At 58.0% G+C, this 24,793-nt stretch carries 26 protein-coding genes; 3 read left to right on the forward strand and 23 right to left on the reverse strand.

Features of this window, described 5'->3' with window-relative positions:
* Positions 1–213, forward strand: a 213-nt coding sequence (locus AC2TCY_RS03415) for a transposase (RefSeq protein WP_480845507.1), incomplete at its 5' end; no start/stop codon positions are given.
* A gap of 212 nt (positions 214–425) precedes the next feature.
* Here the strand turns inward: AC2TCY_RS03415 and AC2TCY_RS03420 are convergent.
* From AC2TCY_RS03420 to AC2TCY_RS03490, 15 genes are all read right to left on the reverse strand, one after another.
* The gene (locus AC2TCY_RS03420) at positions 426–1,121 is read right to left on the reverse strand and encodes an RraA family protein (protein ID WP_480845508.1); all 696 of its coding nucleotides are present in this window, start codon (positions 1,119–1,121) and stop codon (positions 426–428) included.
* The gene (locus tag AC2TCY_RS03425) at positions 1,118–1,813 is read right to left on the reverse strand and encodes an alpha/beta fold hydrolase (protein ID WP_480845509.1); all 696 of its coding nucleotides are present in this window, start codon (positions 1,811–1,813) and stop codon (positions 1,118–1,120) included. Before AC2TCY_RS03425 ends, AC2TCY_RS03420 begins: the two co-directional genes overlap by 4 nt.
* Complete coding sequence (locus AC2TCY_RS03430; protein WP_480845510.1) at positions 1,810–2,934, reverse strand: cobalamin-independent methionine synthase II family protein; 1,125 nt, start codon at positions 2,932–2,934, stop codon at positions 1,810–1,812. Before AC2TCY_RS03430 ends, AC2TCY_RS03425 begins: the two co-directional genes overlap by 4 nt.
* Before the next feature lie 10 nt (positions 2,935–2,944).
* Positions 2,945–3,547: a class I SAM-dependent methyltransferase gene (locus AC2TCY_RS03435; protein ID WP_480845511.1), complete on the reverse strand. Its 603-nt coding sequence runs from the start codon at positions 3,545–3,547 to the stop codon at positions 2,945–2,947.
* Positions 3,544–4,509, reverse strand: coding sequence for a cupin domain-containing protein (locus tag AC2TCY_RS03440; RefSeq protein ID WP_480845512.1), 966 nt, complete (start codon positions 4,507–4,509; stop codon positions 3,544–3,546). The genes AC2TCY_RS03435 and AC2TCY_RS03440 overlap by 4 nt, the downstream gene beginning before the upstream one ends.
* 192 nt (positions 4,510–4,701) lie before the next feature.
* Positions 4,702–5,691, reverse strand: a complete 990-nt coding sequence (locus tag AC2TCY_RS03445) for a nuclear transport factor 2 family protein (RefSeq protein ID WP_480845513.1) — start codon at positions 5,689–5,691, stop codon at positions 4,702–4,704.
* Positions 5,688–6,731, reverse strand: a complete 1,044-nt coding sequence (locus tag AC2TCY_RS03450; protein WP_480845515.1) for a LacI family DNA-binding transcriptional regulator — start codon at positions 6,729–6,731, stop codon at positions 5,688–5,690. The genes AC2TCY_RS03445 and AC2TCY_RS03450 overlap by 4 nt, the downstream gene beginning before the upstream one ends.
* The gene (locus tag AC2TCY_RS03455) at positions 6,731–7,495 is read right to left on the reverse strand and encodes an SDR family NAD(P)-dependent oxidoreductase (protein WP_480845516.1); all 765 of its coding nucleotides are present in this window, start codon (positions 7,493–7,495) and stop codon (positions 6,731–6,733) included. Before AC2TCY_RS03455 ends, AC2TCY_RS03450 begins: the two co-directional genes overlap by 1 nt.
* Positions 7,492–8,547, reverse strand: coding sequence for an ester cyclase (locus AC2TCY_RS03460; protein ID WP_480845517.1), 1,056 nt, complete (start codon positions 8,545–8,547; stop codon positions 7,492–7,494). The genes AC2TCY_RS03455 and AC2TCY_RS03460 overlap by 4 nt, the downstream gene beginning before the upstream one ends.
* Positions 8,544–9,875: a histidinol dehydrogenase gene (hisD, locus tag AC2TCY_RS03465; protein WP_480845518.1), complete on the reverse strand. Its 1,332-nt coding sequence runs from the start codon at positions 9,873–9,875 to the stop codon at positions 8,544–8,546. Before hisD ends, AC2TCY_RS03460 begins: the two co-directional genes overlap by 4 nt.
* Positions 9,876–9,886: 11 nt before the next feature.
* A complete protein-coding gene (locus AC2TCY_RS03470; protein WP_480845519.1) occupies positions 9,887–10,417 on the reverse strand; it encodes an ester cyclase in 531 nt (176 codons plus the stop codon).
* A 128-nt stretch (positions 10,418–10,545) separates the two neighbouring features.
* A complete protein-coding gene (locus AC2TCY_RS03475) occupies positions 10,546–11,700 on the reverse strand; it encodes a carbohydrate ABC transporter permease (RefSeq protein ID WP_480845520.1) in 1,155 nt (384 codons plus the stop codon).
* Position 11,701: 1 nt separating this feature from the next.
* Complete coding sequence (locus AC2TCY_RS03480; protein WP_480845521.1) at positions 11,702–12,724, reverse strand: carbohydrate ABC transporter permease; 1,023 nt, start codon at positions 12,722–12,724, stop codon at positions 11,702–11,704.
* Positions 12,725–12,796: 72 nt separating this feature from the next.
* Entirely contained in the window at positions 12,797–14,008 is a 1,212-nt protein-coding gene (locus tag AC2TCY_RS03485; protein WP_480845522.1) for an ABC transporter substrate-binding protein, read from the reverse strand.
* Between the two features lie 48 nt (positions 14,009–14,056).
* Positions 14,057–15,130 (reverse strand): ABC transporter ATP-binding protein, encoded by a 1,074-nt coding sequence (locus AC2TCY_RS03490; RefSeq protein WP_480845523.1) that lies wholly within the window; start codon positions 15,128–15,130, stop codon positions 14,057–14,059.
* Positions 15,131–15,294: 164 nt separating this feature from the next.
* Here AC2TCY_RS03490 and AC2TCY_RS03495 point away from each other — a divergent pair, with 164 nt between their 5' ends.
* Positions 15,295–16,296 carry an ester cyclase gene (locus AC2TCY_RS03495; protein ID WP_480845525.1) on the forward strand — a complete coding sequence of 334 codons (1,002 nt, stop codon included), beginning with the start codon at positions 15,295–15,297 and terminating at the stop codon, positions 16,294–16,296.
* Entirely contained in the window at positions 16,293–17,162 is an 870-nt protein-coding gene (locus AC2TCY_RS03500) for an amidohydrolase family protein (protein ID WP_480845527.1), read from the forward strand. The genes AC2TCY_RS03495 and AC2TCY_RS03500 overlap by 4 nt, the downstream gene beginning before the upstream one ends.
* Positions 17,163–17,741: 579 nt before the next feature.
* Here the strand turns inward: AC2TCY_RS03500 and argE are convergent.
* From argE to AC2TCY_RS03540, 8 genes are all read right to left on the reverse strand, one after another.
* On the reverse strand, positions 17,742–18,902 hold the full coding sequence (argE, locus tag AC2TCY_RS03505) for an acetylornithine deacetylase (RefSeq protein ID WP_480845529.1): 1,161 nt from the start codon (positions 18,900–18,902) through the stop codon (positions 17,742–17,744).
* A 4-nt stretch (positions 18,903–18,906) separates the two neighbouring features.
* A complete protein-coding gene (locus tag AC2TCY_RS03510; protein WP_480845530.1) occupies positions 18,907–19,956 on the reverse strand; it encodes an ornithine cyclodeaminase in 1,050 nt (349 codons plus the stop codon).
* A complete protein-coding gene (locus AC2TCY_RS03515) occupies positions 19,956–20,858 on the reverse strand; it encodes a DMT family transporter (RefSeq protein WP_480845531.1) in 903 nt (300 codons plus the stop codon). Before AC2TCY_RS03515 ends, AC2TCY_RS03510 begins: the two co-directional genes overlap by 1 nt.
* Before the next feature lie 25 nt (positions 20,859–20,883).
* On the reverse strand, positions 20,884–21,513 hold the full coding sequence (locus AC2TCY_RS03520) for a cysteine hydrolase family protein (RefSeq protein ID WP_480845533.1): 630 nt from the start codon (positions 21,511–21,513) through the stop codon (positions 20,884–20,886).
* A gap of 70 nt (positions 21,514–21,583) precedes the next feature.
* Entirely contained in the window at positions 21,584–22,363 is a 780-nt protein-coding gene (locus AC2TCY_RS03525; protein WP_480845534.1) for an ABC transporter permease, read from the reverse strand.
* Between the two features lie 4 nt (positions 22,364–22,367).
* Complete coding sequence (locus tag AC2TCY_RS03530) at positions 22,368–23,057, reverse strand: ABC transporter permease (RefSeq protein WP_480845536.1); 690 nt, start codon at positions 23,055–23,057, stop codon at positions 22,368–22,370.
* Between the two features lie 82 nt (positions 23,058–23,139).
* A complete protein-coding gene (locus AC2TCY_RS03535; protein ID WP_480845537.1) occupies positions 23,140–23,910 on the reverse strand; it encodes a transporter substrate-binding domain-containing protein in 771 nt (256 codons plus the stop codon).
* Positions 23,911–23,959: 49 nt separating this feature from the next.
* Positions 23,960–24,754, reverse strand: coding sequence for an ABC transporter ATP-binding protein (locus AC2TCY_RS03540; protein ID WP_480845539.1), 795 nt, complete (start codon positions 24,752–24,754; stop codon positions 23,960–23,962).
* Between the last annotated feature and the right edge of the window lie 39 nt (positions 24,755–24,793).

The raw sequence follows: 24,793 nt of genomic DNA on the forward strand, positions 1-24,793 counted from the left end.
ATTGCCAAGACCCGCCAGTACGACATCTCAAGGAAGTTCAGAAAGAAGGTCGAGAGGCTCATTGCCCGCCTCAAACGCATTCTTGGGCTGAGACGGCTCCGATTACGTGGTCCGTGTGGTGCAAATGACGAATTCCTCCTCGCCGCCACCGCCCAAAACCTCCGGAAATCGGCCAAGATCTTTCCCGCACTGCAGCAAACGCGAAAAGCCTGACCAGAAAGGCATTCGCACCGCGCTCAATGACGTCAATTCCGCACAAGAAACACTTTGGTCTTCAACAGAATCGGCGGGAAGAGGACATTCGAAGTTGAGCTTACTTTTGCAACACGGCCTGTTCTGACGTACCGTTTTCAGAGTTTGTCATTGTGGCACCAAAAAGTCAGTCGTACCTTAGGTACGCCGTTTCTTATTCACTCAACTGGCACTCAGACTCTGGCTTTTTCAAAGGCTGCCCAAGCGGTTTCGAATGCTTCAAAATTAAACTCCGGATGTCGGGCTGCGTCCAAGACAATACGTTCCGTCGACAAAAGCTTTTGTATTGCAACTTCCAACCGATCGACGACATTCTCGGGCACGACCAGGGCACCATGACGGTCAGCGTGAACCAATTCGCCCGGATTAACGGTCAGGCCAAAAACTGAAACCGGCGTATCAATCTCTCGGATGTGGACGAAACCGTGGCTCGGCCCGACGGAGCCAGCAACAACCGGAAACCCCTCGGGTATGTCCCCGAGATCGCGCATGACACCATTGGTTACGACACCTGACATGCCGAACCCTTTGTGAACCGTCGTATTGATCTCACCCCAATAAGCGCCAATGCAATCGGGATAATCCAGATCCTCGACCACCGCGACTGAAGGGCCGGACGCTTCGGCCATGTATTTGTAATAAGCCATACGTCGGGTTTTGGTGATTTCAGGCGGCTCGGTCGGTGGATTGACTGCTGCAATCTTGGCAGTGCGCGCATAGCCGACGATCGCGGGCTCTTCGGGGGCAGAACTCAGCATCGTGCCGCGCGTAAACCTGTCGAACCCGCGCTTGCCCTGCGCCACTTCGATGGCATTGCAGACGGTGGGGGTGTCGACCTTGCGTAGCAGGGACAAAAGGGATGGCGTCATGTGTCCTCCAACCAGCGGATCAATGCCGCTGTAGTTTTTTGTGGTTGTTCCAATGTCGGGAGGTGCCCTGCACCTTCAACGATCTCCAGCGCGCTATGTGGCAGCAGATCATGCATCATCTGGTGACGCTCAATAGGGCACAACTTGTCTTCTCGCCCGCACAGAACCAGAGCGTTTCCGGTAAATGCCCTCAAAGTCGTGCTTTGGTCCGGGCGGTCTATCAGCGCCTGCGACTGGCGCAAGAAAACGTCAGGGCCCAGGTCGGTGGCCATTGCCATGCACAGATCCAGGATAGCCCCCTGGTTTGGCCCATCCGCCAAGTAACTGGGCTTCATCTCGTCACGCATCACCGTCCTCAGTTTGCCGTCGCGAACGGCGGCCATCTGGGGCGCGCGGCGGGCTTTGACCTCTGGTTTTTCGGCCAGCGGGTTAGTGTCGAGCAAAGCCAGGCGCGAGACACGTGCAGAGGCCTGACGCAATACTTCCATCGCCACGATCCCCCCCATCGACAAGCCGGCCAGAGCGAACTCGGGCGGCGCATTTTTCAGGATATCATGCGCCATGGCCTGCACGCTGTCGTGCCGGGACAAAGGGAACGTCATCACGGGCCTGCTGCCCGACAGAGCATTGATCTGCGGGCCAAACAGGCGGGCATCACACATCATGCCCGGCAGGAAGATCAAGGGTGTCATGCCGAGGCCAGCTTTGCCCCGTCAGACAGTGCCGACAACTTGGCGTAGGCAATCTGAGGGTCGACCGCACCAAAGCCCGCAAATGTGCCAAAGCCGCAATCGCTACCCGCTATCACCCGTTCTGCGCCGACAATTCCTGTAAAGCGCTCGACCCGCTGGGCCACGAGTTCGGGATGCTCGACGAAATTGGTGGTGGTGTCGACCACGCCGGGCACCAAAATCTTATCATCGGGTATCTCAGTCCTGCGGTCACGAAACACCGTCCACTCGTGCGCGTGTCGCGGGTTCGAGGTCTCGAACAGGACATAGCGCGATTTGGTGCCCATCAAAGTGTTGAAAACCTTGTCCATTGCGATGTCACAGCAATGTGGACCCTCGTAGTTGCCCCAGCAGATATGAACCCGCACGCGGTCCTGCGGGACGTTCTGAAGTGCGTGGTTCAGGGCCTCGACATGCATATCCGCAATCTTGACGAACTCGTCGTCCGAGAGATCGGTGAACAGCATATGGCGCGACAAGGCCAGATCGGGGCAATCCAGTTGCAGATCCAAACCCGCGGCCACGATGGTTTCGTATTCCTCTTTCATGGCATCGGCCAGCGCTGCAAGATAGGCCTCTCGCGTGGGATAGAAATCGTTCTGTAAAAACAAAGAGATCACGCCGGGAGACGCGGCATTCATGAAACCACGCTCTGCCTCGTGCTGCTCCATTGCAGCTTTGAGGTTGGCAATATCCTTCTCCAACTCGCCCTGCCCTTTTGAACGCACCTCGCCGGTGCACATCGGTCGAGCGTATTGCGGCGTACCCCCGTCATTGGCCAGTCGCTGCAGGAAGCCGGGGAACATCTTTAGGTCTGCAGGCGCATTTCGTGGGCTGTCACCTGAAAACCCGGTGTAACGATCCTTGACATAGGTCGCGTAGGAAATCTTCGAGGTTTCGCCATCGCTGACAACGTCGACACCGGCGTCGACCTGTTTGCGCACTGTCTCGGAAACCGCTTCGGTCATGCAGGCGTCAAAAGCGGCGGTATCGTAGGTTTCACCGTTTTCACGGGCGAAAATGAAATCCACCACGTCTTGCGTTCGGGGCAGAGACCCAACATGTGTGGTTTTGATAGTCATCAGCGCCTCCTTAAACTTTGCGTGCCATCAGGATCGTGTGGCTTTGGGTTTCAGGGTCCTCGGCCAAATACCCGGTCATTTGCAGTCCGTTTTCCTCGAGACACGTCGCGTAGTCGGCTGGGGACAAAGAGGCGTGATAGACAAGCTCTGATCCCACTGTGCCGCTGACCTCTCCGGCACGGGGTCCCACAGTCAGCATGAGCATTCCGCCGGGTCGCAAATGGCGCGCCATGCGGGCGATACAGTCTTTTTGTTCACCTGCCGTCAGATGAAAAAAGCTGTTCCAGGCGATGATACCGTCGAATTGCTGATCCAGCTCAAAGTCCCGCATATCCGCATGCCGCCAATCCCCATCAGGCCACCGGTCACGGGCAATGACCAGCATCGCCTCGGCAAAATCGACACCTGTTACTGCGAACCCCTCAGCCATGAACCAGCGTGCAATCGGGTCGCCTGTACCGCAGCCCAGATCCAGCACATGGTCACCCGGCTTGAGGCTCGCCGTGAAGCGCGCCAGCCAGCGCGCTTCGAACAGAGCCTTTGAGCGACGCTTGTCATACTCCGTCGCTTGCCGTTCATAAACGGCGTGTGTTTCTTCGGGGTCTACACTCATCCTGTCCATGTGGCTCCTGCCGGGTCATCGGTCGCGGTGATCCGATACAGGCCCGCCTGCCCGGTCATCGAAGGTTCTACGCTATAGGATTCACCGGACAGCACCAAAGCCGTGTCGCCGGTGGACACAGTGGTTTCATGATCGTCGATCGAAACACGCCAGTGGCCGCTGGCCGGCATAAGAACCACAGGTTTTTCTGCTACAACCGGTTCGGTCACTGAGGATCCTCGCCCAAGGAAATCAACCTCGAAACCGGGTTTATCCTTGATCATTCCGTTTTCGCCGATCACCTGTGCGGGCTTGCTGGTCGACAACGCCATCAGGTCCCAATATCGCGCGACATAATTGCCTACGACATCCTCAACCGGAACTTCGGGGTAGTCCTTCAACTGCTCCTCGGTCAGCAAAGGCATCGAGCGCACATTATGAGGTAGTTCCTGCCCCTTTTTGGAGTCGTACAGAACACCATTGTCGCCCAGCATCAGCCCATGTGCCCGAGCATCTTCAATGACTTGAGGTGCCCATGTCACTCCACCGCCCGCATCGTCACCGCCGAGGATCGACATGATCATTCCGTAGTCCTGACCAACGTTTTCGAAGCCGCGGAAGATACCTGTGGGGATGTTAAAGATATCACCCTCCTCTGCGATGAACTCACCGGCGGTACCATAACGCCCCCAGAAAAACCGCCAACGGCCTTTGGCGACAAAAAACACCTCAGCTGTAGTGTGGCTGTGCAGCGAATTTCGGCACTTCGGGGGCTGGCCCGCAGCGCCGATGTTGAAGCCGATCTTGTCAGTGATATGCACGTGCTGATCCGGGGATTCCGAAACGCCACCGCCGATGATTGTAAAGTTCTCTTTCTGATCGCTGCCCGGAGTATGGGCGTCGATAAATGCGGTTTTGCACGGCCGGAGTTCACCATAGCGAACGATGCGGGAAGAGATGTTTGATTTCGACATTTTGTAAGTTCCGATACTACGTTTTCAGGAATGGTGGTTTGCGTGCCTGTGCGGCACACTTTCTCATTCCCCTGGCGGACGCAGGTTCAAACGCCGTGCACGCAGGCTTTGGCGATGCATATGATAACGCCGAAGAGTCCCGGTCTCACTCAGACCATCCACAAGGATGCGATATGCGGCCGGGCGCGCCACTCAGACCTCACCACTCTCCAACAGGATCTGTTTCCAGACCGAGGTTTCATCAAACAGAGTATATTCGCGACGCAACTGCGCCTGGCCGCCAATCAGGGCGCCGAACTCGGCGTGGCTGATGCCGAGGACATACACCTGCGCGCCGGTTGGCGCACCAAAAACGCCCCAGCCGTCATGTTTGCCCCAAAGGCTCCAGCGGATTGCGGCGCGGGGTGGCATATCCGGATCGTCACGCCCGATCTGATGCTCGATCTTGAATTCGGCATTTGGGAAACTCGCCCGCAGACCCATCCAGAAACGATCGACCGCATCCCAGCCATGTCCGGTCACGCCGCCCACGTATTCCGATTGAATGGCCCGGTCATATTCTGCCTCGATTGCACCCATATCGGCATTCATGATCCGGCTCAGAATGTCGGCGTAGCGCTGCCCCCACTCGTTGTCGTTTCCACGACCCTTGTACGGCCCAGGCTGATCGATTTCGGGGGTCAGAGGCTTGACGCAGTTGTCCGGGCCGCCCTCGCGGGCGATCAGATCGGCGGCATATTCCTTGGGGGCCCAGCCCATTTGGCGCACGATGGCACCTTGGTCGCGGATCAGCCACTCGTCATTGATCTGATTGTTAATAGCGTGACAATCGGCCAGAATCCGGTAACGCAGCTTTGTTCCCGTTGGCTTGCCGTAAACACCCTCGGCCAGATGCGTGGCCGTTGAAAGGATACGATGAGAACTCAGCATCCCTTCTTCCGGAGTGCCGGACCAGATCACGTCCTCGCCCAGCAACTGCCGGTCCGGAAACTCGGCCAGTGTCGCCATAGTCGCGCCGATCACGTTCTGATTGCCCAGAACCACCGAACCGGGCGAGCGCACGACGATATCTTCGCTGTAATAGTCGTGCAGGGTCGCTATACCCCGGTCTTCCCAAATCTCTTTGGTGATACCGATGATATAGTCGGGGAAGTCCCGGAACTTGGGATCAAAGCCTCTCATGTTTTCATCCTTTGCGGCGTCCAGCCTTTGGGCAATCGTGCCGATGTGCGCACGATGAGTGGCCCATCAATCGCGACCTTGCGTGCCGCAGCAGCTGTCGGGTTTTCAATATGATCCAGCAGAGCGTCAACTGTTTCGGCAACCATCAGGTTGGCGCGCTGACGAATGGTTGTGAGGTTATAGGCAAGCCAAGCAGCTTGCGGGACGTCATCATATCCAACGACTGAAACGTCTTCGGGCACACGCAATCCCAGCTCGAACCGGATGACGTCCATGACGGCAAGAGCCATGTGGTCATTGGCGACGAAAACCGCGTCGGGCCGTTTCTCCGGCTCGACATCGAACATACGACGTGCCGCCAAGCGCGCATTCTCGGTGTGAAACTCTCCGATCTCATGAGCGTACAGGGCCTGGCCCGCATCGCTCAGAGCTGCTCGGAAGCCAGCTTCGCGGTCTCGCTGGGTTGATGCGCCTTGCCACCCGGCGATGTAAGCGATGCGGCTGTGGCCGGCAGCGACAAAGAACTCGGCCACCTTGCGACCGCCCGCATAGTTGTCAGACGTGACCGATGTGATTCCGTCGATGTCCTGACTACGATTGAACAGCACCACCGGCACACCGGCCTGTTGGCACCGCGTTGCGATATCGGACGACATCGCGACCGAGGCCAGAATAACCCCATCAACCTGATAATCGAGGATTTCCTCCATCACGCCGTCAATGTTTCCGGCTGTTCTGGAGGCCATGAAGATCAGGACGTGATAGCCCTGCTCCTGCAACTCATTCGACAACTTCTCGAGCGCTTCGGGATAAAAATAGTTGTCCAGATAGGCGACCACTAAACCGATGATGCGGCTTTTACCGGACACCATCGCGCGGGCCAACACATTGGGGCGATAGCCCAATTCAGTAGCGGCTTTTCGCACTTTCTCTTCGGTCTTCTTGCTGACCGAAGCCCCGGGCGTGAAGACTCGGCTAACCGCGGATTGGCTAACCCCTGCAAGCTGGGCGACCTGGAGTGATGTTACTTTCTCAGCCATCAGTCTGCCGTCCAACCTCCGTCAATCAACATCGAGGTGCCGGTGACCAGCGCTGAGGCGTCTGAGGCGAGGTAGCGGACAGCGCCCATGATGTCTTCGACCTCACCCACGCGATCCAGCTTGATCTTTTCCATGATCCACGCGGCGCGTTCAGGGTTGTCGAATGTGGATTGGGTGAGCGGTGTTCGGATGAAAGTCGGGCAGACCGTGTTGATCCGGATGCCCTGTTTGCCCCATTCGATGGCCATTGATTTGACCATGCCCTCCAGCCCGTGTTTGGTCGCACAATAAAGCGCCCGGTCGACTCCGCCGACATGCCCCATCTGGCTGGAGATATGGATGATCGAACCAGGCTTTCCAGCCTCGATCAAGGCGCGGGCCGCGTAGGCCGAAAGGAAATAGGCCGAACGCAGGTTTACACTTGTGACAAGATCGAAATCCTCGGGCGTTGTCTCAACAGCAGCGCTGTGCCGCGCGACCCCGGCGGAATTCACCACAACGTCAAAGCTGCGCGTCAGGAATAGCTGCTCTAACGCACCCAGATCGCCCTGATCCAGCACAAGGGCCTCGGCTGACCAGCCTTGCCCTTGCAGAGCAGCGACAGTGTCGTTCAGCCGGTCCGCACCTCGGGCCGCGCAGACGACATGCGCGCCTGCCTCGGCCAAAGCCACCGCGCAGCCCTGTCCGATGCCCGAGGAGGCTCCGGTAACGAGGGCGGTTTTTCCGTTCAGGGAAAACGAAGGGGTGCGTGGCAGTTCGGTCATTGATGCATTCCATCCGGTATTTCGATACGACCCATGTTGCGGGCCTTATTGAATTCCCGCAGACGGGCAAAGACGTCAACGCCAAGCTGACGGTATGCGTCCAACAGATCGACCAGAACCCAGTTTTCCCGGATTCTGCCGTTTTCCAACCGCCAGAAGTCAAGGCTGCGCATGGTGATCTTCTTGCCCGAAGGCGCAATCCCCAACCAGCCATCATCCGTGACAGTCTGGATCATGTTGGGCCAGCCGGTCACCGCAGCGTATTCGCCGTCACCGAAGAAGTGATAAGTGATGTCCCCTACATACTGCCCGCGATCCGGCATCCCGTTCAGAAACGGAATCTGGTGCCAGTTGCGGAAACCCGCATAACCGCGCCCGGTACCGATGCCCGAGGGGCCGTACCAGTTCATACGCGGATGCCAGAAGCGTTCCATCTCCATCACCTCGGGGCCGCCTTGCGACGGGTGTTTCTTGAGGTGTTCCAGCATGTCGATGATGTGCTGACAGGTTGCCTTTCCCTTGGCCGCGTCATGGGGGCCGGGCACGAAACCGTCTTGCGTGGCCGGTCCGGGAACATGCCATTCGCGCCCAAGGCTTGGGGCCATCGGCCAAGCCCCCGCTTGCATCATCACCTCGGGGATATCCCAAAGCGCCTGCATTTCAATGACCTTGGCGTCCTCGAACCGATAGAATTCGTGGAACCTCATGGTCACCTGATGCCCGGTGGGCGGGATTTCGAGCCACGGGCCGGTGAAAGTACCTGTGTAGTAGCCCCCGCATCCGACCCAGTCCGCGCCGTCTTCGTCCGGCCCGGCCATGACGATGTAATCGCGACGCTCCAGATCGGGCCAGGCGGCCAACAGGTCTTTGAGGGCACAATCATAGAAAGAATCGCTGCCGGTTCTGTCGCCAAAGGGATGGCACAGGTGGAACACCGTGTCTGGAGACGTAGCCTGAGCCAGCGCCTTGCGGACACCGGCCTCGGAAAAATCATACATCGCAGACCTGAGCGGAGCGATCAGGGCCTTATGCCGGGTGTGCGGGTCACTCATTCAGCAGCATCCCGATACGGCGCGGGTTCGCCATAGGGTACGTTAATTCCGCCATAACGCCGTACGCGAACATTGCACTGCTCAGCATGGCCCACGAAACCTTCCAGAATACAGAGGCGCGAGCCGTATTCGCCAATCAACGTCGCCGCTTCATCGGTCAGAACTTTCTGATAGCTGTGCGTTTTCAGGTATTTACCAACCCAAAGCCCCCCGGTGTAACGACCGGCTTTTTTCGTCGGCAGCGTGTGGTTCGTCCCGATCACCTTGTCGCCGTTGGAAACATTGGTACGCGGCCCGAGGAAAAGCGCGCCGTAGCAGGTCATGTTCTCAAGGAACCAGTCGTCGCGATCTGTCATCACCTGAACATGCTCCGAGGCGACGTCATCGGCGATCTGCAACATCTCGTCATAGGTGTCGCAGACGATCACCTCGCCATATTCATCCCAAGACACTTTTGCAGTGCCAGCCGTGGGCAGGATACCCAGCAGACGGTCGACCTCGGCCATGGTGTCCTCGGCCAGTTTACGTGAATTGGTCAGTAGCACGCAGGGGCTGTTATAGCCGTGTTCCGCCTGCCCCAGCAGGTCGGTCGCGCAAAGCTCGGCATCTGCGGCGGTTTCGTCGGCGATCACCATGGTCTCGGTGGGTCCTGCGAACAGGTCGATGCCGACACGGCCGAACAGCTGGCGCTTGGCTTCGGCCACAAAGGCGTTACCGGGGCCGACCAGCATATGCACGGGTTCGATGGTCTCGGTGCCCAGCGCCATCGCACCGATGGCCTGAATGCCGCCCATGACGTAAATCTCATGCGCGCCGCCCAGATGCATCGCCGCAATCACCGCGGCGTTGGGTTTGCCATTAAACGGGGGCGTGCAGGCGATGATGCGCGGAACACCCGCCACCGAGGCCGTCGCCACCGACATATGCGCCGAAGCGACCATCGGGAACTTGCCGCCGGGCACATAGCAGCCGACCGACTGCACCGGGATATTCTTGTGTCCAAGAATGACGCCCGGCAGAGTTTCGACCTCGATATCCAGCATCGAATCCCGCTGCGCCTGCGCAAAGTTTCGCACCTGTTCCTGCGCGAATTTGATATCTGCCAACTCTCGGTCTGTCAGCTGACCGATCAGTCCGTCGATTTGTTCTGGAGACAGCCGGAATGACTCGGGCGAGTAGCTATCGAACTTCTCGCTCAACTCGCGCACGGCGGCGTCGCCACGGGTTTCAATGTCTTTCAGTGTCGCCTCAACCACAGCGCGGGTTTTGGCGTCATCTTCGGCCCGGTCAGCGTCAGACTTACCGCGTTTAAGATACTCGATTGTCATGTTTCCAATCCTCAGTTTTCGGGCCGGGGCGGAAGTTTTTCCCCCCGGTCAAATGCTTCCCAGCCTTCACCGTTGAACAGATCGACCCCCAGCTGCGCCGCGACATGCGCGAAGTCGACATTCACCCAGTTGTCGGCAATCTTGCCATCGACCACCTTCCAGAAGTCCATGTAGCGGATCTCAACCCGCTTGCCGGTGGGAGCGATGCCCAGAAACTCACCCGAATGGGTCGCTTCTTGACGGCCAAAAGCTGCTGCCCACTCACCCATGTAAAGGCGCGCTTCATCAATGCAGGTCTTGTCCGAGAACGCAGCCTGAAACGGGCGCTGCCAGTTGTCCTGAAACTCTTTCAGGCCGGTCTTGGTGCCGCAGCCCTGATTACCCATCCAGCGAAAACCCTGGGCAAAGAACTCACCAATATCGTCGATGCGGTGGTCGTTCAGACCATCCACCATGGTTTCAATCACACGGCGTGTCTCTTCAGTTTTGCTGAGATCGGTGTCGCGGGTCAGAACCGCTTGTTCGGGGCGAGAACCTTTCATGTCTCATGTCCTTTCAGATTGCTTGGGGAAGAGTTTGGGGACAGGTCCCCCAATGCTCAGAAAATCCCTTGGCATCCTGTTCAGCGCCGGGTGGCGCGACATGGCGTTATGTCGGGCGTTATTGCTCATCAGCCTTTCACCGCCCCTGCAGTCAGCCCGCTGACGATCTGGCGCTGGAAGATCAGAACAAGGAAGATCAGCGGCGCGGTGATCGACACGGCGGCGGCCACGGCGACCACCTGGTCGGTTGTCGTCGTCTCGCGGTTAAACATGCCGACAATGGCCGGAACCATGGTCTGGTTCTGCGCATCCAGTAACAGCGAGGTCACCAGAAAGTCGTTATAGGCCAGCAAAAAGCTGAACAGCCCCGTGGTAATCACGCCCGGCCACATCACCGGCATGATGACACGGCGGAAGGCCTGGAAGTGGCTGCAGCCATCAACTCGGGCGGCCTCGTCCAGCTCAGACGGGATGTTCTGGAAGAACGAGCGCAGCATCCATATGGTGAAGGGCTGGTTGATCGCAACCAGAACCGCGATCACCGCAAACGGCTTGCCGTACAGTGTCGGTGCATTGTCGCCCAGGATCGGGCTCAGCCATTCAGCCGAGTTGATGAAGACCGGCAGGTAGCCCGCGACCAGAACCGAGTGCGGCAGAGCGCGGAACACCAGCGCCACGATCAGAATCCAGAACGCGAAGGTCGACCCCGAGCGCGCCAAACCATAGCCCGCCAGCGTCCCCACTGTCAGCGACACGGTCACAACCCCGGTGGTTACGATCAGCGAGTTGCGGAAGTTGTCCGAGAAACCGCGATCGATCCAGACAGTTTTATAATGTTCGGTGGTCAGGCCCAGAATGTCCCGGCCCAAGGGGCCAAAGAGCGGGTTCAGCACACCGAGGATCGCGGGCAGGATCACAAAGAACGCAACCAGAAAGCCCACGGCGACCGCCAGAATTCCGATGATCCAACCGATCCACTCCTGACCGGGTTTGGAATAGGATTTGACCATCGAGGGCAAGGTCTTGGTCGCCACGATGATCGTACCCCAGATCACCGCAATGCCCAGAATGATATCCAGCAGCGACAGACCGTTGCCCTTGGCCAGAGTCGCAGGCCCGAAGATCACGTTCAGCGCGTTACTGTCAAAGGCATCCACGGGGGATTTGAAGCTCATCACCGCGATCCAGAAGATCGGGAAGGCGGCGACCAGGCACCAGAAGACCAGGAAGACGTTGGATGTCAGTCGCAGGCTGAACGGTTGGCGAAGCGCGCGTGAGGACATATCAGTGACCCCCTTTGTGATCGCGCCATGTCCGGCGCAGCGGAAGGATAAGCAGGATGACGATGCCGATCATGGTCAGCATGGCGCTGGCCGAGGCCCGGCTGATCGACCGGTTGCCGGCCTGATCGGGTACCAGGAAGTCATAGGTCAGCCACTGCAGCGAGATGACATAGCCCTGGCTCGAGAAACCGACAATTTCTTCGAACACGCGATAGGCGTCCATCAGGTGGATCATCGACACAAAGATGATCAGCGGCATCAGGTGCGGGATGACGATGTATTTCATCCGCTGCCAGCGGGTGGCACCGTCGATCACGGCGCTTTCCAAACTGTCCTGATTGACGGTCTGCAGACCGGCATAGAACACGATGGCAGCGAAGGGTGCGACGTGCCACACCCGATAGAGCATCATCAGGATCTCAATCGTCCAAGCCTGTGCAAACAGGGCGATATCGCGGTTCAGCCACCATTCCAGCAGCGCGGTCAGGATACCGTCACCGCGGAACAGCCAGTTGATCGACAGCACTCCGATCACCGGCGTGATGATAAAGGGCAGCAACGAGATAAAGATCACCGGCCCACGGATCGACCGCGCGGCGTTGTTGATCAGAACCGCAATGCCCAACCCGCAGACGATCACCAAAGGCAACGTGATCAACGTGAATGTCAGGGTAAACCGCAGCGCCTTCCAGAAGTTGATTGTGGACAGAACGCTCAGGCTGCCTTCGCTGATCGCGCGCCAGGCCCGTTCAGGTTCCAACACGTTGCGATAGCTTTGCAGCCCCACATATTGCGTCTGGGTGATGACCGTGCCGTGTTCGTCCAGCTTCGGTTGCGACTTCAGCTCGGTCACACAGGTCTGGGTCAGGAAACCGGGGGTGCAGGTTTCCACCTCGACCGTCTCATAGATCGGCTGGGTGATGTAAAAGCTCTGCTTGAACACGCTGAACAGCGGGAAAGCTATGAAGAGAAGCATCATAAAGACAGAGGGGCCAACAAAGGCGGCAAATGTCCGGAAATTCATGGCTCTGCCTTTCTCATGGTTCTCGAGGGATCAGGAGGGGATGGGAGGGCCGGAGCCCTCCCCCCGGGAGGATCAGTTGTTGACCAGACCTGCTTCTTTCGCAGCAGTCAGATAAGCGGCTTCGATATCGGCCAGAGTGGTCGATGCATCCTTGGCACCAGTCAGATAGTCGGCCAGACCGTTGCCCAGCGCGCTATGCAGAACGCCCATCGGGGCCGACGCAGGATACGCCTTAGCACCGTTTTCTGCAGACGCTGCGGCACCGGCTGCCAGTTCACCCGGCGTGTAGGCGGGGCTCAGCCAGACAGCGACGTCGTTGTTGGCGCTGACCATGTCACCGTCGATGCCTTCCAGAACCAGACGGAACGCGGCATCCGCTTCTTCGTCGGTCATGTTTGCAGCCAGAACGACACCATCCCACCAGATCGTGGTCGATGGCGCAGCCGCACCCATCGGCGCCGACGCCATGGTCACTTTGCCGACAACCTGACTTTCGGCTTCGTCGTTCATCGCGGCGGCACGGCTGGCCCACAGGTTCGCCATCGCGATCTTGCCCTGTTGGAACTGCTGTTGAACGTAGGTCGAGTCGGATACCAGGTATTCCGGGTCCATGAACTCGGTCATCGCTTTCATGGTCTCAAGCGCCTTGACGCCCTGTTCGTTGTTGATCGAGGGCATGTTGCCTTCGCCAAAGAACTGACCGCCTTCGCCCATGTACATGTTGACGAATTCCTGAGCCAGGTTCCAACCGGTCTTGAACGTGCCACCAATCGGATAATCCATGACACCCGCTTCCTTGATCTTGGCAGCGGCGGCCAAAACATCATCATAGGTCTTGGGCTCTTCGATGCCGAGATCGGCCAGAACGTCACTGCGGTACATCAAGTGCTGTGCGTTCACCATCATGGCAATCGCCATCACCTTGCCGTCTACCTTGATCAGCTGGTTCGGCAGCAGGTCCTGACCGTATTTCTCGACCAGATCATCCAGCGGACGCAACGAGCCTGCGTTCAGCAACGGGATCATAGTCTCGTTGGCAACGCCACCGATCTGATACAGCGAGGGGTTCGCTGCAAAGGCCTCGGGCTGCTTTTCGCGGAATTCCTGATCCAGCGAAGCGCTGAAGTTGCCGCATTCGGCCATTGCGTCGGTGACCGCTTTCCAGGCCTCGAAACCAGCCGAAAGCGATTTCAGCGGCACTTCGTTTTCATACGCACATTCGGCCCATACGCCGGTTGCTGCAAGCGACATGGCGCCTGCCATGAAGAGTGATTTGAGTTTCATGCGTTTCTCCCTGTCAGGATCGGTCCGTCGTCGACGTCCGGACCGCTGTTATGCCCGAATGGGCTGTTTGTGGGATTGCTCCCCGATCCGCGCACCGCTTTCAGCTTCAAAGAGGTGACAGATTTCAGTTGGCACCGAGAACGAGACCATCTCGCCGATCTCGGCGCGGAAAGCTTTATCGGCCTTGACCGACACCAGTGCGCCACTGACCCGGACTGAGATCATGGTCGCGTCGCCCAGCAGCTCCAGCGTATAGATCGGAGCCGTGATCTGACCCTGCCCTTCGGCAAGGCTGGCATCCTCGGCGCGGAAGCCCAGCGTCATCGGGCCATCCGGCGCATCGACTGGAATCTCAACATGTTCGGCACGGAACACGCCGGCTGAGACCTGGCCGTCCATCAGGTTCATCGCCGGTGAACCGATGAAGCTGGCCACGAAGGTGTTCGCGGGGCGGTCATAAATCTCGGTCGGGCTGCCGACCTGCTGAACCACGCCTTTTTTCATGACCACAACGCGGTCAGCCAGGGTCATGGCTTCGATCTGGTCGTGGGTCACATAGATGGTAGTCACCGCCAGCTCGTGGCTGAGGTTCTTGATCTGCGCCCGGGTCGAGACCCGCAGCTTGGCGTCGAGGTTCGACAGCGGTTCATCCATCAGGAACACGTTGGGTTCGCGGACAATGGCTCGGGCCAAAGCTACACGCTGCCGCTGACCACCGGACAGTTCGGCGGGCTTGCGGTGCAGGAACTCGTCCAGCTCAACCATCGCGCTGGCACGGCGGACCTTTTCATCATGGGTCGCCGGATCGATACCGCGCACTTTCAGCGGAAAGCGGATGTTCTCATAGACGTTCATATTTGGGTAGAGCGCGTAGCTCTGGAACACCATCGCCACATCGCGGTCCTTGGGCTCAAGGTCGTTGACCACCTTGCCGTCGACCAGGATTTCGCCCTCGGTCACGTCCTCAAGACCGGCAATCATGCGCATCGTGGTGGTCTTGCCGCAGCCCGAGGGCCCGAGCAGCACCAGAAACTCGCGATCCGCGATCGTCAGGTCGAAGTTGTGAACCCCAACGAATGAGCCCCATCGTTTACCGACGTTCCGCAATTGAATTTCCGCCATGGTGCCCCCTGCAAGGAATCATTTTGCATACGTTTGCAAAAGTGTAATTCGCATATACTAAATCAGGCAAGACTTTTTTGCATACGTATGCAAACATGCTATTGATATCCGACTCACACCGGCCTCGCGCCTCTCGTAAAACCCTGATTACAATGGTAAACACTGTGAACTTTCAGACAGAAAAAAACCTGGTCTCCGCGTTTCACACCGCCATGGATTCCGCGACAGAGCAAGAATCCCCCAAGGTGATGAGCCAATTCTGCTCTCCAGAACTGAAGTGGCACGGTTTTCATCCATTCGACGAAATCAATGGTGCCGAACACGTCGCCCGGCAATTCTGGCGGCCGCTAAAATGCAGCCTAAACCACATGCAGAACCGTGTGGATGTCTTGTTTGCGGGGCAAAACTCGTTGCGTGACGAGGTTGACGTCTGGGTTGTGTCCATGGGGCATTTGATGGGGCTGTTCGACCAACCGTGGTTGGGTATTCGCCCAACCGGTAAATTGGCGTTCCTACGATATTGCGCGTTCTACAAAGTCGTTGGTGACAGGATTGTCGAAACAGCAATGTACTTCGACATACCCCACCTGATGGTGCAAGCCGGACAGAACCCGTTTCCTCCGCAAACGGCTGCGCATCTGGTGCAGCCTGGACCAATGCCGCATGACGGCCTGCTATTGAGCGAACAACCGGTTGAAGAAGGCATGAAAACACTGGCGGTCATCAATGCGATGATCTCGGATCTTGGCCAATGGGACAGTGGGGTGTCGCTTGAGGATGAATTGGCCCGAACCTGGCACCAGGACATGATCTGGTGGGGACCCGAGGGGATCGGCGCGACCTACACGATAGAACGCTATGCCAAGCAGCACTCTGGACCGTTCCGCGCGACTTTCAAAGACAGATCAAAGACCAAACATATCTGCCGCCTAGCCGAAGGGCATTATGGCGGCTTCTTCGGCTGGCCCAACTTCACGGCTACTCCGTCGGGAGGGTTCATGGGTATGCCTGCCACCGATAAACCCGGCGAGTTTAGGGTGATAGACATCTATCGCCGCGCTGGTGACAAACTGGCCGAAAACTGGATCTTCATCGACCTGCTCCACTTCTGGAATGGGCAAGGAGTTGATATTCTGGCACGCACCACGGGGATCGAAACACCATGAAGATAGATGCACATCACCACCTGTGGGATCTCTCTGCAGTGAACTACCCCTGGCTCATGGAGAGAGGCATCGTTCGATTTTTTGGCGACCCGGCTTCCATCCAGCGGGACTATTTGCTGCCGGAATTTCGCGCAGATGCCGAGGCCATGGGCATCGGCGCTTCGGTACACATTCAGGTCGGCGCTGCTGACCCCTGGATCGAAGCTCAATGGGTGCAATCCATTGCCGACCAGTTCCCTGACTGGCCGTTGGTGCAAGTGGCTTTCTGCGATCTGACCTCTGATGATCTGGACGAACACCTCGACCGTCTTCAAACCCTGCCTTCTGTGCGCGGCGTTCGTCAGATTATCGGCCGTGCTCCGGGTGAAGACGCGTCAACTGGCACAAACGCGCTGCTTAAAGACCCAGCGTTTTTGGCTGGTCTGAAGCAACTGGGCACCCGCGGCCTTTCCTTTGACCTTCAGCTGCTGCCTGAACTAATGGGTCAAGCTGCAGATGTTCTTGCGCAAGCTCCGGCAACCCGGATAGCCCTTTGCCACGCAGGCTCGCCACACGACCGGACACCACAAGGTTTGCAAAGGTGGGCAGATGAATTGACAGCATTGTCGAGCCTGCCGCAGGTTTATTGCAAACTCTCCGGCCTCGGAATGTTCGACCACAACTGGAGCGCTGACAGCGTCGCGCCTATCGTTTCTACTTGCTTGTCCCAGTTTGGCGCCGATCGCTGCATGTTCGGATCGAATTTCCCGGTTGATAGCCTCGCTTCAACTTACAAGGAGGTTGTTTCCCGGCACCAGGAACTCATCCCCAGCTCAAACCAAGAAGACGTGTTCCATGGCACGTCAAAACGCTTCTATCGCTTTTGATAGCGAAGAAGCACTCAAGCCAAGGATCTTTGGTTCCATTTCAAAACAACTGCTCTGCAGTCGCGGCGAAAGGTAGCTTCCCGCCCTTCGGAACATCAATGAGCTTTCGGTAACCACTGAAGAAGTTCACTCATCTCAATTGACGATGACGCTTTCCTATGACACCCCTACCCGCTTTCTGTGCCGAACATGCCTATTTTATCGCAACAAAGCCTTTGTTTTATTGATATGAGGACTTCAGTTTTGATGTCGAAAACGGTCTCGGAAACCGTTGTGGGTGCAAACCTACCCGGGGTTCGAATCCCTGTCTCTCCGCCATTATCCCATTTCAGCCCGTGCAGATCGTGATCACCGGCTAGTAGCATCCCGCCCACTGCTATGATCGTTTCGCTTGCCGTTGAACAATAGATGGGCCCGGTGAAAGAACGGTCCAAGACCTGCTGCTTCTGTCACAGACTACACTTACCCCAGAGCCATGCTGTACGTGCCTTTTTCGGCTCACAACAGGTGTTCAAAGACCAGGGTCAGATCGCCCGATTTCAAGATTACAGCCCGAAATGAGGCAAAGCAGTGTGAAACTCACTGACAGTTATCCTGGATTAGGTTTTCCATGAAACGCCCCCCCTCCTCGAACTGGTCCAGTAGAATATACTCGTCCGGCTGGTGCGCTTGCGCTATGTCGCCGGGACCGCAGATAACGGTGGAATAGCCGCGCTGTTGGAATAGCCCGCCTTCTGTGGCGTAGCTAACGACGCGAGGGGCATTGTCGCCGGTCAGGCGGCGGGCCAGCGCCTCGGCGGCGCCGTCGGGTTCGGGTGCCAATCCAGGAGCATTGAAATCCTGAAACAGAGTAATCTCGGCGCTGGGATGGACCGCTTTCATTTCTGCTTCCAGCCTTGCGGCCTGGGCTTCGAAGCGGGCCTCCCACAGGCTCTGGTCCTCGCCTGGGATCACGCGGAAATCGATCTCGAAACGGCAATCCTTCGCAGTTATGTTATGGGCGGTCCCGCCCTTGATGGTGCCGACGTGGACGGTGGTATAGGGCGGCACGAAACCCGCATCCACCATGCTTGGCCTGCGGGCGGCGTTCTCTGCGTTCACCCGGTTAGCCCAGCTGACCAGTTCGGCCGCCATCATCACAGCGCTGACACCCTCGTGCATGATCGAGGAATGCACCTCGTGCCCGCGCACATCAACGATGTATCCGAATCCGCCCTTGTGGCCGCAAACCACCTGCATCATCGACGGTTCCCCTATAATCACCGCATCTGCCCTGGGAAGGCCGCTTGCCAGCAAGCGTTCGATCATAGGTGCCGCACCTGTCATTCCGACTTCTTCGTCATAGCTGAGTGCGATCTGAATCGGGCGTTTCAACGGGCTTTTCAACGCGAGCGGCACGGCGGCCAGCGCCAGCGCATCGAACCCCTTCATGTCGCAGGTGCCGCGGCCATAAAGCCTGCCATTGCGTTCGGTCACGGTGAAGGGATCGCTGGTCCAATCCTGGCCTTCCACCGGCACTACATCCGTATGACCCGACAGCACCACACCGCCCTCCACCTCTGGCCCGATATGGGCGAAGATTGAAGCCTTGGTTCCGCAGGGCGACGGCACCCGCACAGGTGTAACCCCGTGCGACAGCAGATAGCGTTCCACAAAGTCCACCAGCGCAAGGTTGCTGTCGCTGCTGACGGTCGGAAAAGCGACAAGCCGGTCCAGGATCTGGCGTGCACTGAGGTCCATACGCTTAGCCCTTCGCCCGCGTCAGCATGCCAAACAGATCACGCGGATCATTCGGATCGGCCAGCAGGTCGAGATTAATGTAGAACTCCGTGCCTTGAATGGCGCGGTGGATATAGCGCAAGGCGCTGAAATCTTCGATCGCAAAGCCGACACTGTCAAAAAGAGTGATCTGGCGCCTGTCTACGCGACCCTGTTGCCGGCCTGTGATCACCTGCCACAATTCGGTTACGGGATGTGTTTCTTCCAGCTGCTGAATCTCGCCTTCGACCCAGGTCTGCGGCGGGTATTCCACGAAGATGTCCGAGCGCAGCAGAATGTCGCGGTGCAACTCGGTCTTGCCGGGGCAGTCGCCGCCGATGGCGTTGATGTGGACACCGGGGCCGACCATGTTGTCGGTTAGGATGGTGGCGTTCTGCTTGTCTGCAGTGCAGGTGGTGATGATCTCAGCCCCTTCCATCGCCGCCTCACCGCTAGAACAGGAGACGACTGTGAGGCCCGTGCCGAACAGGTTTCGCGCGGTCTTTTCAGTGGCCACCGGATCGATGTCATAAAGCTGAACGGTATCAATGCCACAGACCGCTTTGAATGCGAGGCATTGGAATTCTGCCTGTGCGCCGTTGCCGATCATCGCCATGGTTCGCGCACCCTTGGGGACAAGGTGTTTTGCCGCCATGGCCGAGGTGGCAGCGGTGCGCAGAGCTGTCAGTACGGTCATCTCGGTCAGCAGTTTCGGATAGCCGGTGTCGACGTCTGCCAGAAGTCCGAAGGCCGTAACGGTTTGAAGCCCTTCCTTGGTGTTCTTCGGATGGCCGTTCACATATTTGAAACCGTACATCTCGCCATCCGAGGTGGGCATCAGCTCGATCACGCCGACGGGCGAATGGGACGCCACGCGGGGCGTCTTGTCGAAGCTCTCCCAGCGTTTGAAGTCGTTTTCGATTTCATCGGCCAGCTGTGTCAGCAGCCGTTCGATGCCGATGTGATGGACCAGCCCCATCATGTGTTCGACAGAGACAAAGGGCACCATGGCAAGATCGGAAGGAAGCGGGGGCATCAGGCATCTCTTATCTGAAGGAGGGACATGGCCAGGCCAGAGGTGATGATCACCGCGATTCCGGCCCATGCAAGGGGGGTGGCGGCCGTACCCCAAAGGAGAAAACTCCAGAGGCAGGCGAAGATGAGGAAGGAGTATTCGAAGACCGACACGAAAGCGGGCGTGCCGATACGGTAGGCCTGCGCGATGAGCGAGACCGCGATCACGGCACCGGCCGCCTGAAACAGAGTGAGCCACAGAAAACGCGGGCTGGGAGTGACCCAGGCGCGGGTCAGGAAAGGACCTGCGGTATCGGCGCCGGGCACCAAGCTGACGGTGGCCAGCATCACAAGACCTGCGCCGCCGATGAACAGAAAGATCCACAAGGCCAGCGCCAATGCGCTTTCATTTGCGCAGATGTGGCGGGTCAGCAGCATGCCGAGCCCGTAGAACAGCCCTGCCCCCAGCGGCATCAGCGAAGTCGGTGTCAGGTTCGCAAAGTCGGGCTGAAGCAGCATCAACGCGCCACCAAAGCCGGTGAGAATCGCCAGCAACTGCAACGCGCTGAGACGGGTGCCGAAGAGTAGCGCTGACAAGAGAAGAACCCAGATCGGCGCGCTGAACAAACCGGCACCGGCCTGCGCGACGGGAAGCGTGCCAAGGGCTGCAAAGTAGATCAGCAAGCCAACGGACACTGCCGCGCTGCGTTGGGACAGGCGTGGCAGGTTCACGGCCCGAACGGGCTGACGCAGCAGATGCGCACCGATCAGCAGCAAGGGCAGCGCAAACAGCGTGCGAAACACTTGGAACTGCCACAGCCCGGCCTCCTGGCTGACGGCAAAGACGAAGTTATCGATGAAACTGAGGATGGCAGAAGCCGCCATTGCAAGCCCTGCGGCAGCGACGTTGCTGTTGGTCTGCATGCGCTTGGTCCTTGGCTGGGTGGCTTTAGGCGCCTGCCCGATCCATGGCGTCCAGTACTTCCTCAACCGGCCGGATCGCGCCGTGCTGTAGGTATTCCATTGCTCTCAGTGCAGCATCATGAGCTTCGATACTGGAGCCGGCCACGCAGTCTTCGACCACACGACAGAAATAATCGCCCTGATGGCCGTCCACAAAGGTGTAGTGCACGCAGACATCCGTCAGCCCACCGGTTAGGATGAGCGTATCCGCCTTCAGGCCGCGCAACAGGATTTCAAGGTCGGTGCCGTAGAAGGCAGAGTAGCGGCGCTTGGAGATGCGGTAATCATCCGGGCGCATGCCCAACTCCTCTTCGGCAAAGTCCGTCAGAGGATTGCTATCGAGACAATGCACGGCCTCATCCCCATCCAGTTCGCGCCCGAAATCGATCAGGTTGGCCCGGTGGATTTCCTGGATGAAGACCACGGGAATATCATTCTCGCGCGCTTTTTCTATCACCACTTTGGTGCGGGCCATACGCTCTGCATAGTCAGGCATATGAGCGATGGAACGTTCACCGTCGGGGATCGGGGCAAAGCTGGACTTCTGGATATCAATGACGATCAGCGCGGCACGGCCCTCGATCAGGTCACGTTTGGTGGAGCTGGTTTGTGTCATCGGAGTACCTTTCGAAAGTGGATTCTGAAGGAAGTGCCCGCGGAAAGGGTTGCGGCACTGTACTAACAGGTCAAGCTTGGGCCGGTGCGGCTGTTGCGGTCTCAAGCGGGCGAAGGTGGCGCAAGTAGCGCTTTTCGGCGAGGCGGAAGGCTATGGAGATCAGGAAGACAATACCCATGTAGAATACCATCGCGGTGATGAAGCCCTCGTACGCCAGATAGTAGCGACCGTTCAGCCAGCGCCCGACACCCAAGAGGTCTTGCAAGGTGACGGTGCTGGCGATGACCGACCCATGCAGGGTAAAGATCACCTCGTTCGAATAAGCGGGCAGCGCGCGGCGGAAAGCACTGGGCAGGACCACTTGCCGCATCCGGGTGAACGGAGACATGCCACAGGCCTTTGAGGCTTCAATTTCGCCTATCGGTGTGGATTCGATCGCGCCCTTCAGAAACTCGGTTGTGTAGGCGGCGGTGTTCAGCGTGAAGGCAATCATCACACACCACCACGGATCGCTGAGCACCGGCCCCCAGAGGAAGGAGTTGCGAACCACCTCAAACTGACCGAGACCAAAATAGAAAAGATAGGTTTGCACCAACAGAGGCGTTCCACGGAAAGCGTAGGTGTAGCCCCAGATCAATTGGTTCAGCACCGGCTTGTGGTAAGCCCGTGCAATGGCCATAGGGATCGCAATCAGCCCACCAAAAAGCAGTGCCAGGAAGGTCAACTGCAGTGTTACCAGCGCACCCTCAAAGAATTTGCCGAGGTTGTCGTAGATCAGCACGATGTCCAGCGGCATGGCGGTCTCGCTGATGTGGCGCAGGTACTCGATAAAAGTGCGTTCGGTTTCCATGTCGTCAGGCCCTTTTCACACCGGCGCTGTAGCGACGGTCGACCCACCGCAACAGAAGGTCGGATATCCCGGTGATCACCAGGTAGATGAACAGCACGGCAATCATGAAGGTGAACAGCTTGTGAGTGGAACGGCCGGCCGCAAAAGCATTCCAGACCAGGTCATGTAGCCCGATCACCGACACCAGTGCGGTGGATTTGATTAACACAAGCCAGTTGTTGGTAAAGCTCGGCAGCGCGAAGCGAACCATTTGCGGCCAGGTGACCAGCCGGAAGATCTGCAACGGGTTCATGCCAGTTGACATGGCGGCTTCGATCTGGCCACGCGGAATGGCGAGAATCGCGCCGCGGAAAGTTTCGGCCATATAGGCGCCAAAGATAAACCCGAGCGTCAGCACCCCGGCGATGAACTGGTTGACGTCGATATAGCCCCAGAGGCCAGTGATACGGCCAATGTCATTCAACATCACCTGGCCGCCGTAGAAGATCAGCATCATCAGCACCAGATCCGGCACGCTACGCACAAAGGTAGTGTAGGCATTGCCCATCCGGCGGATGCCACGCGCGTGAGATAGCTTGGCAAAGGCGCCAGCCAATCCGCAGATCACCGAGAGTATCAGGGACAAGACCGCAAGGGAGACGGTGATGCCCACCCCCTCGAGCAGGATCTGCTTGTATTCCAAAATCAGCTGCATGGGTCCCTGTCCGTTGATGTTTCAGATGAAGGAAGATACGGCGGCGGAACACAGGCCCCGCCGCCAGGGCGCATCTGCGGGATCAGTTCCCGTAGATGTCCACGGGGAAATACTTGTCATTGATGGTTTTGTAGGTGCCGTCGGCGCGAATTTTCTTGATTGCCTTGCTCAGCTCATCCGCCAGCGGATCACCCTTGCGCACGGCAATGCCCACACCTTCACCAAGGCAGGCCGGATCATCCAGATCGTCGCCGTAAAAGGCGAATCCTTCGCCCTGCGGAGTATTGAGAAAGCCGTCCAGCGCGCCCAGCGTATTGTTCAGCTGCATGTCCAGACGCCCGGCCGTAAGGTCGGCAAAAACGTCTTCCTGGGTGTTGTAAAGTTTGATGTCGGCTTCGGGGAAATGTTTCTCCACATAGCACTGCAGCGTGGTGCCGCGAAGAACGCCGATTTTAACACCCTTGGTGCCTTCACGGGTCAGTTCGAAAGCTACGCCTTCCTTGGCGATGAAGCGTGACGGGGTGTGGTAGTATTTCTCTGAGAAGCTGACTTTCTTCTTGCGGTCCTCGGTGATCGACATCGAGGCGACAATGGCATCGTACTTGTTGGCGATCAGCGCCGGGATCATACCGTCCCATTCCTGTTCCACCAGCACGCATTCGCGCTCCAGCTTTTCGCAAAGCGCATTGGCCATGTCGATGTCGAAGCCGGACAGGCTGCCGTCGGCTTCTTTCTTGGAAAAGGGCGCATAGGCGCCTTCGACGCCAACGCGCAGGGCCTCGGCCAGAACGGCCTGGCCGCCCATCAGTGTCATCGCGGCGGCGGAGGCAAGAAGGGTCTTCTTGAAGGTCATGTGAATATTCCCTGTTGTTTCTGTTGCGGGTCAGTGGGGGCCGGCCTGTTCAATGCCGGGTGTTCGACAGGAAGTCCTTGAACCGTGCCGAATGCGGATTGCTGAACATTTGCGTGGGCTTGCCCTGTTCCTCGATCAATCCCTGGTGCAGGAAGATGACCTTGTTCGACACGTCGCGGGCAAATCCCATCTCATGCGTGACCACGACCATGGTGCGGCCTTCTTCGGCCAGCGAGCGGATCACCTTCAGAACTTCTCCCACCAATTCCGGGTCCAGCGCTGAAGTGGGCTCGTCAAACAACATCACTTCCGGCTCCATTGCCAGGGCGCGGGCGATTGCGGCGCGCTGCTGTTGGCCACCCGAAATGTGCGAAGGGTAGTGGTCACGGCGTTCGTACATGCCGACGCGCTGCAACATGGCCTCGGCCTTTTCGATTGCCTCGGTTCGGGGCTGTTTCAGCACATGGATGGGACCGGCAATGACATTCTCCAGAATTGTCATGTGGGACCACAGATTGAAGGATTGAAACACCATGGCCAGCCGCGCACGGATGCGTTCGACCTGTTTGGCATCGGTGGGCTTGAACACGCCGTGGCGGTCCGAACTCATCCTGATGTCCTCGCCATGCACGGTGATCGTGCCGGCGTTGGGAGTCTCCAAAAGGTTGATGCATCGCAGGAAGGTGCTCTTGCCCGAACCTGAGGAGCCCAGCATAGAAATGACATCGCCCTCGCCCGCCTCCATCGAAACGCCTTTCAGCACTTCTAGCGCGCCATAAGATTTGTGAAGATCCGCCACCCGAAGCGAAAGTTCGGCGTCCGGTTTTATGTGCTGTACGGCCATGCGGCTCTCCGTCTTCGTCTCGTATTACGTTGGTTCCAA

The sequence above is a fragment of the Ruegeria sp. HKCCD7181 genome, assembly GCF_057221055.1.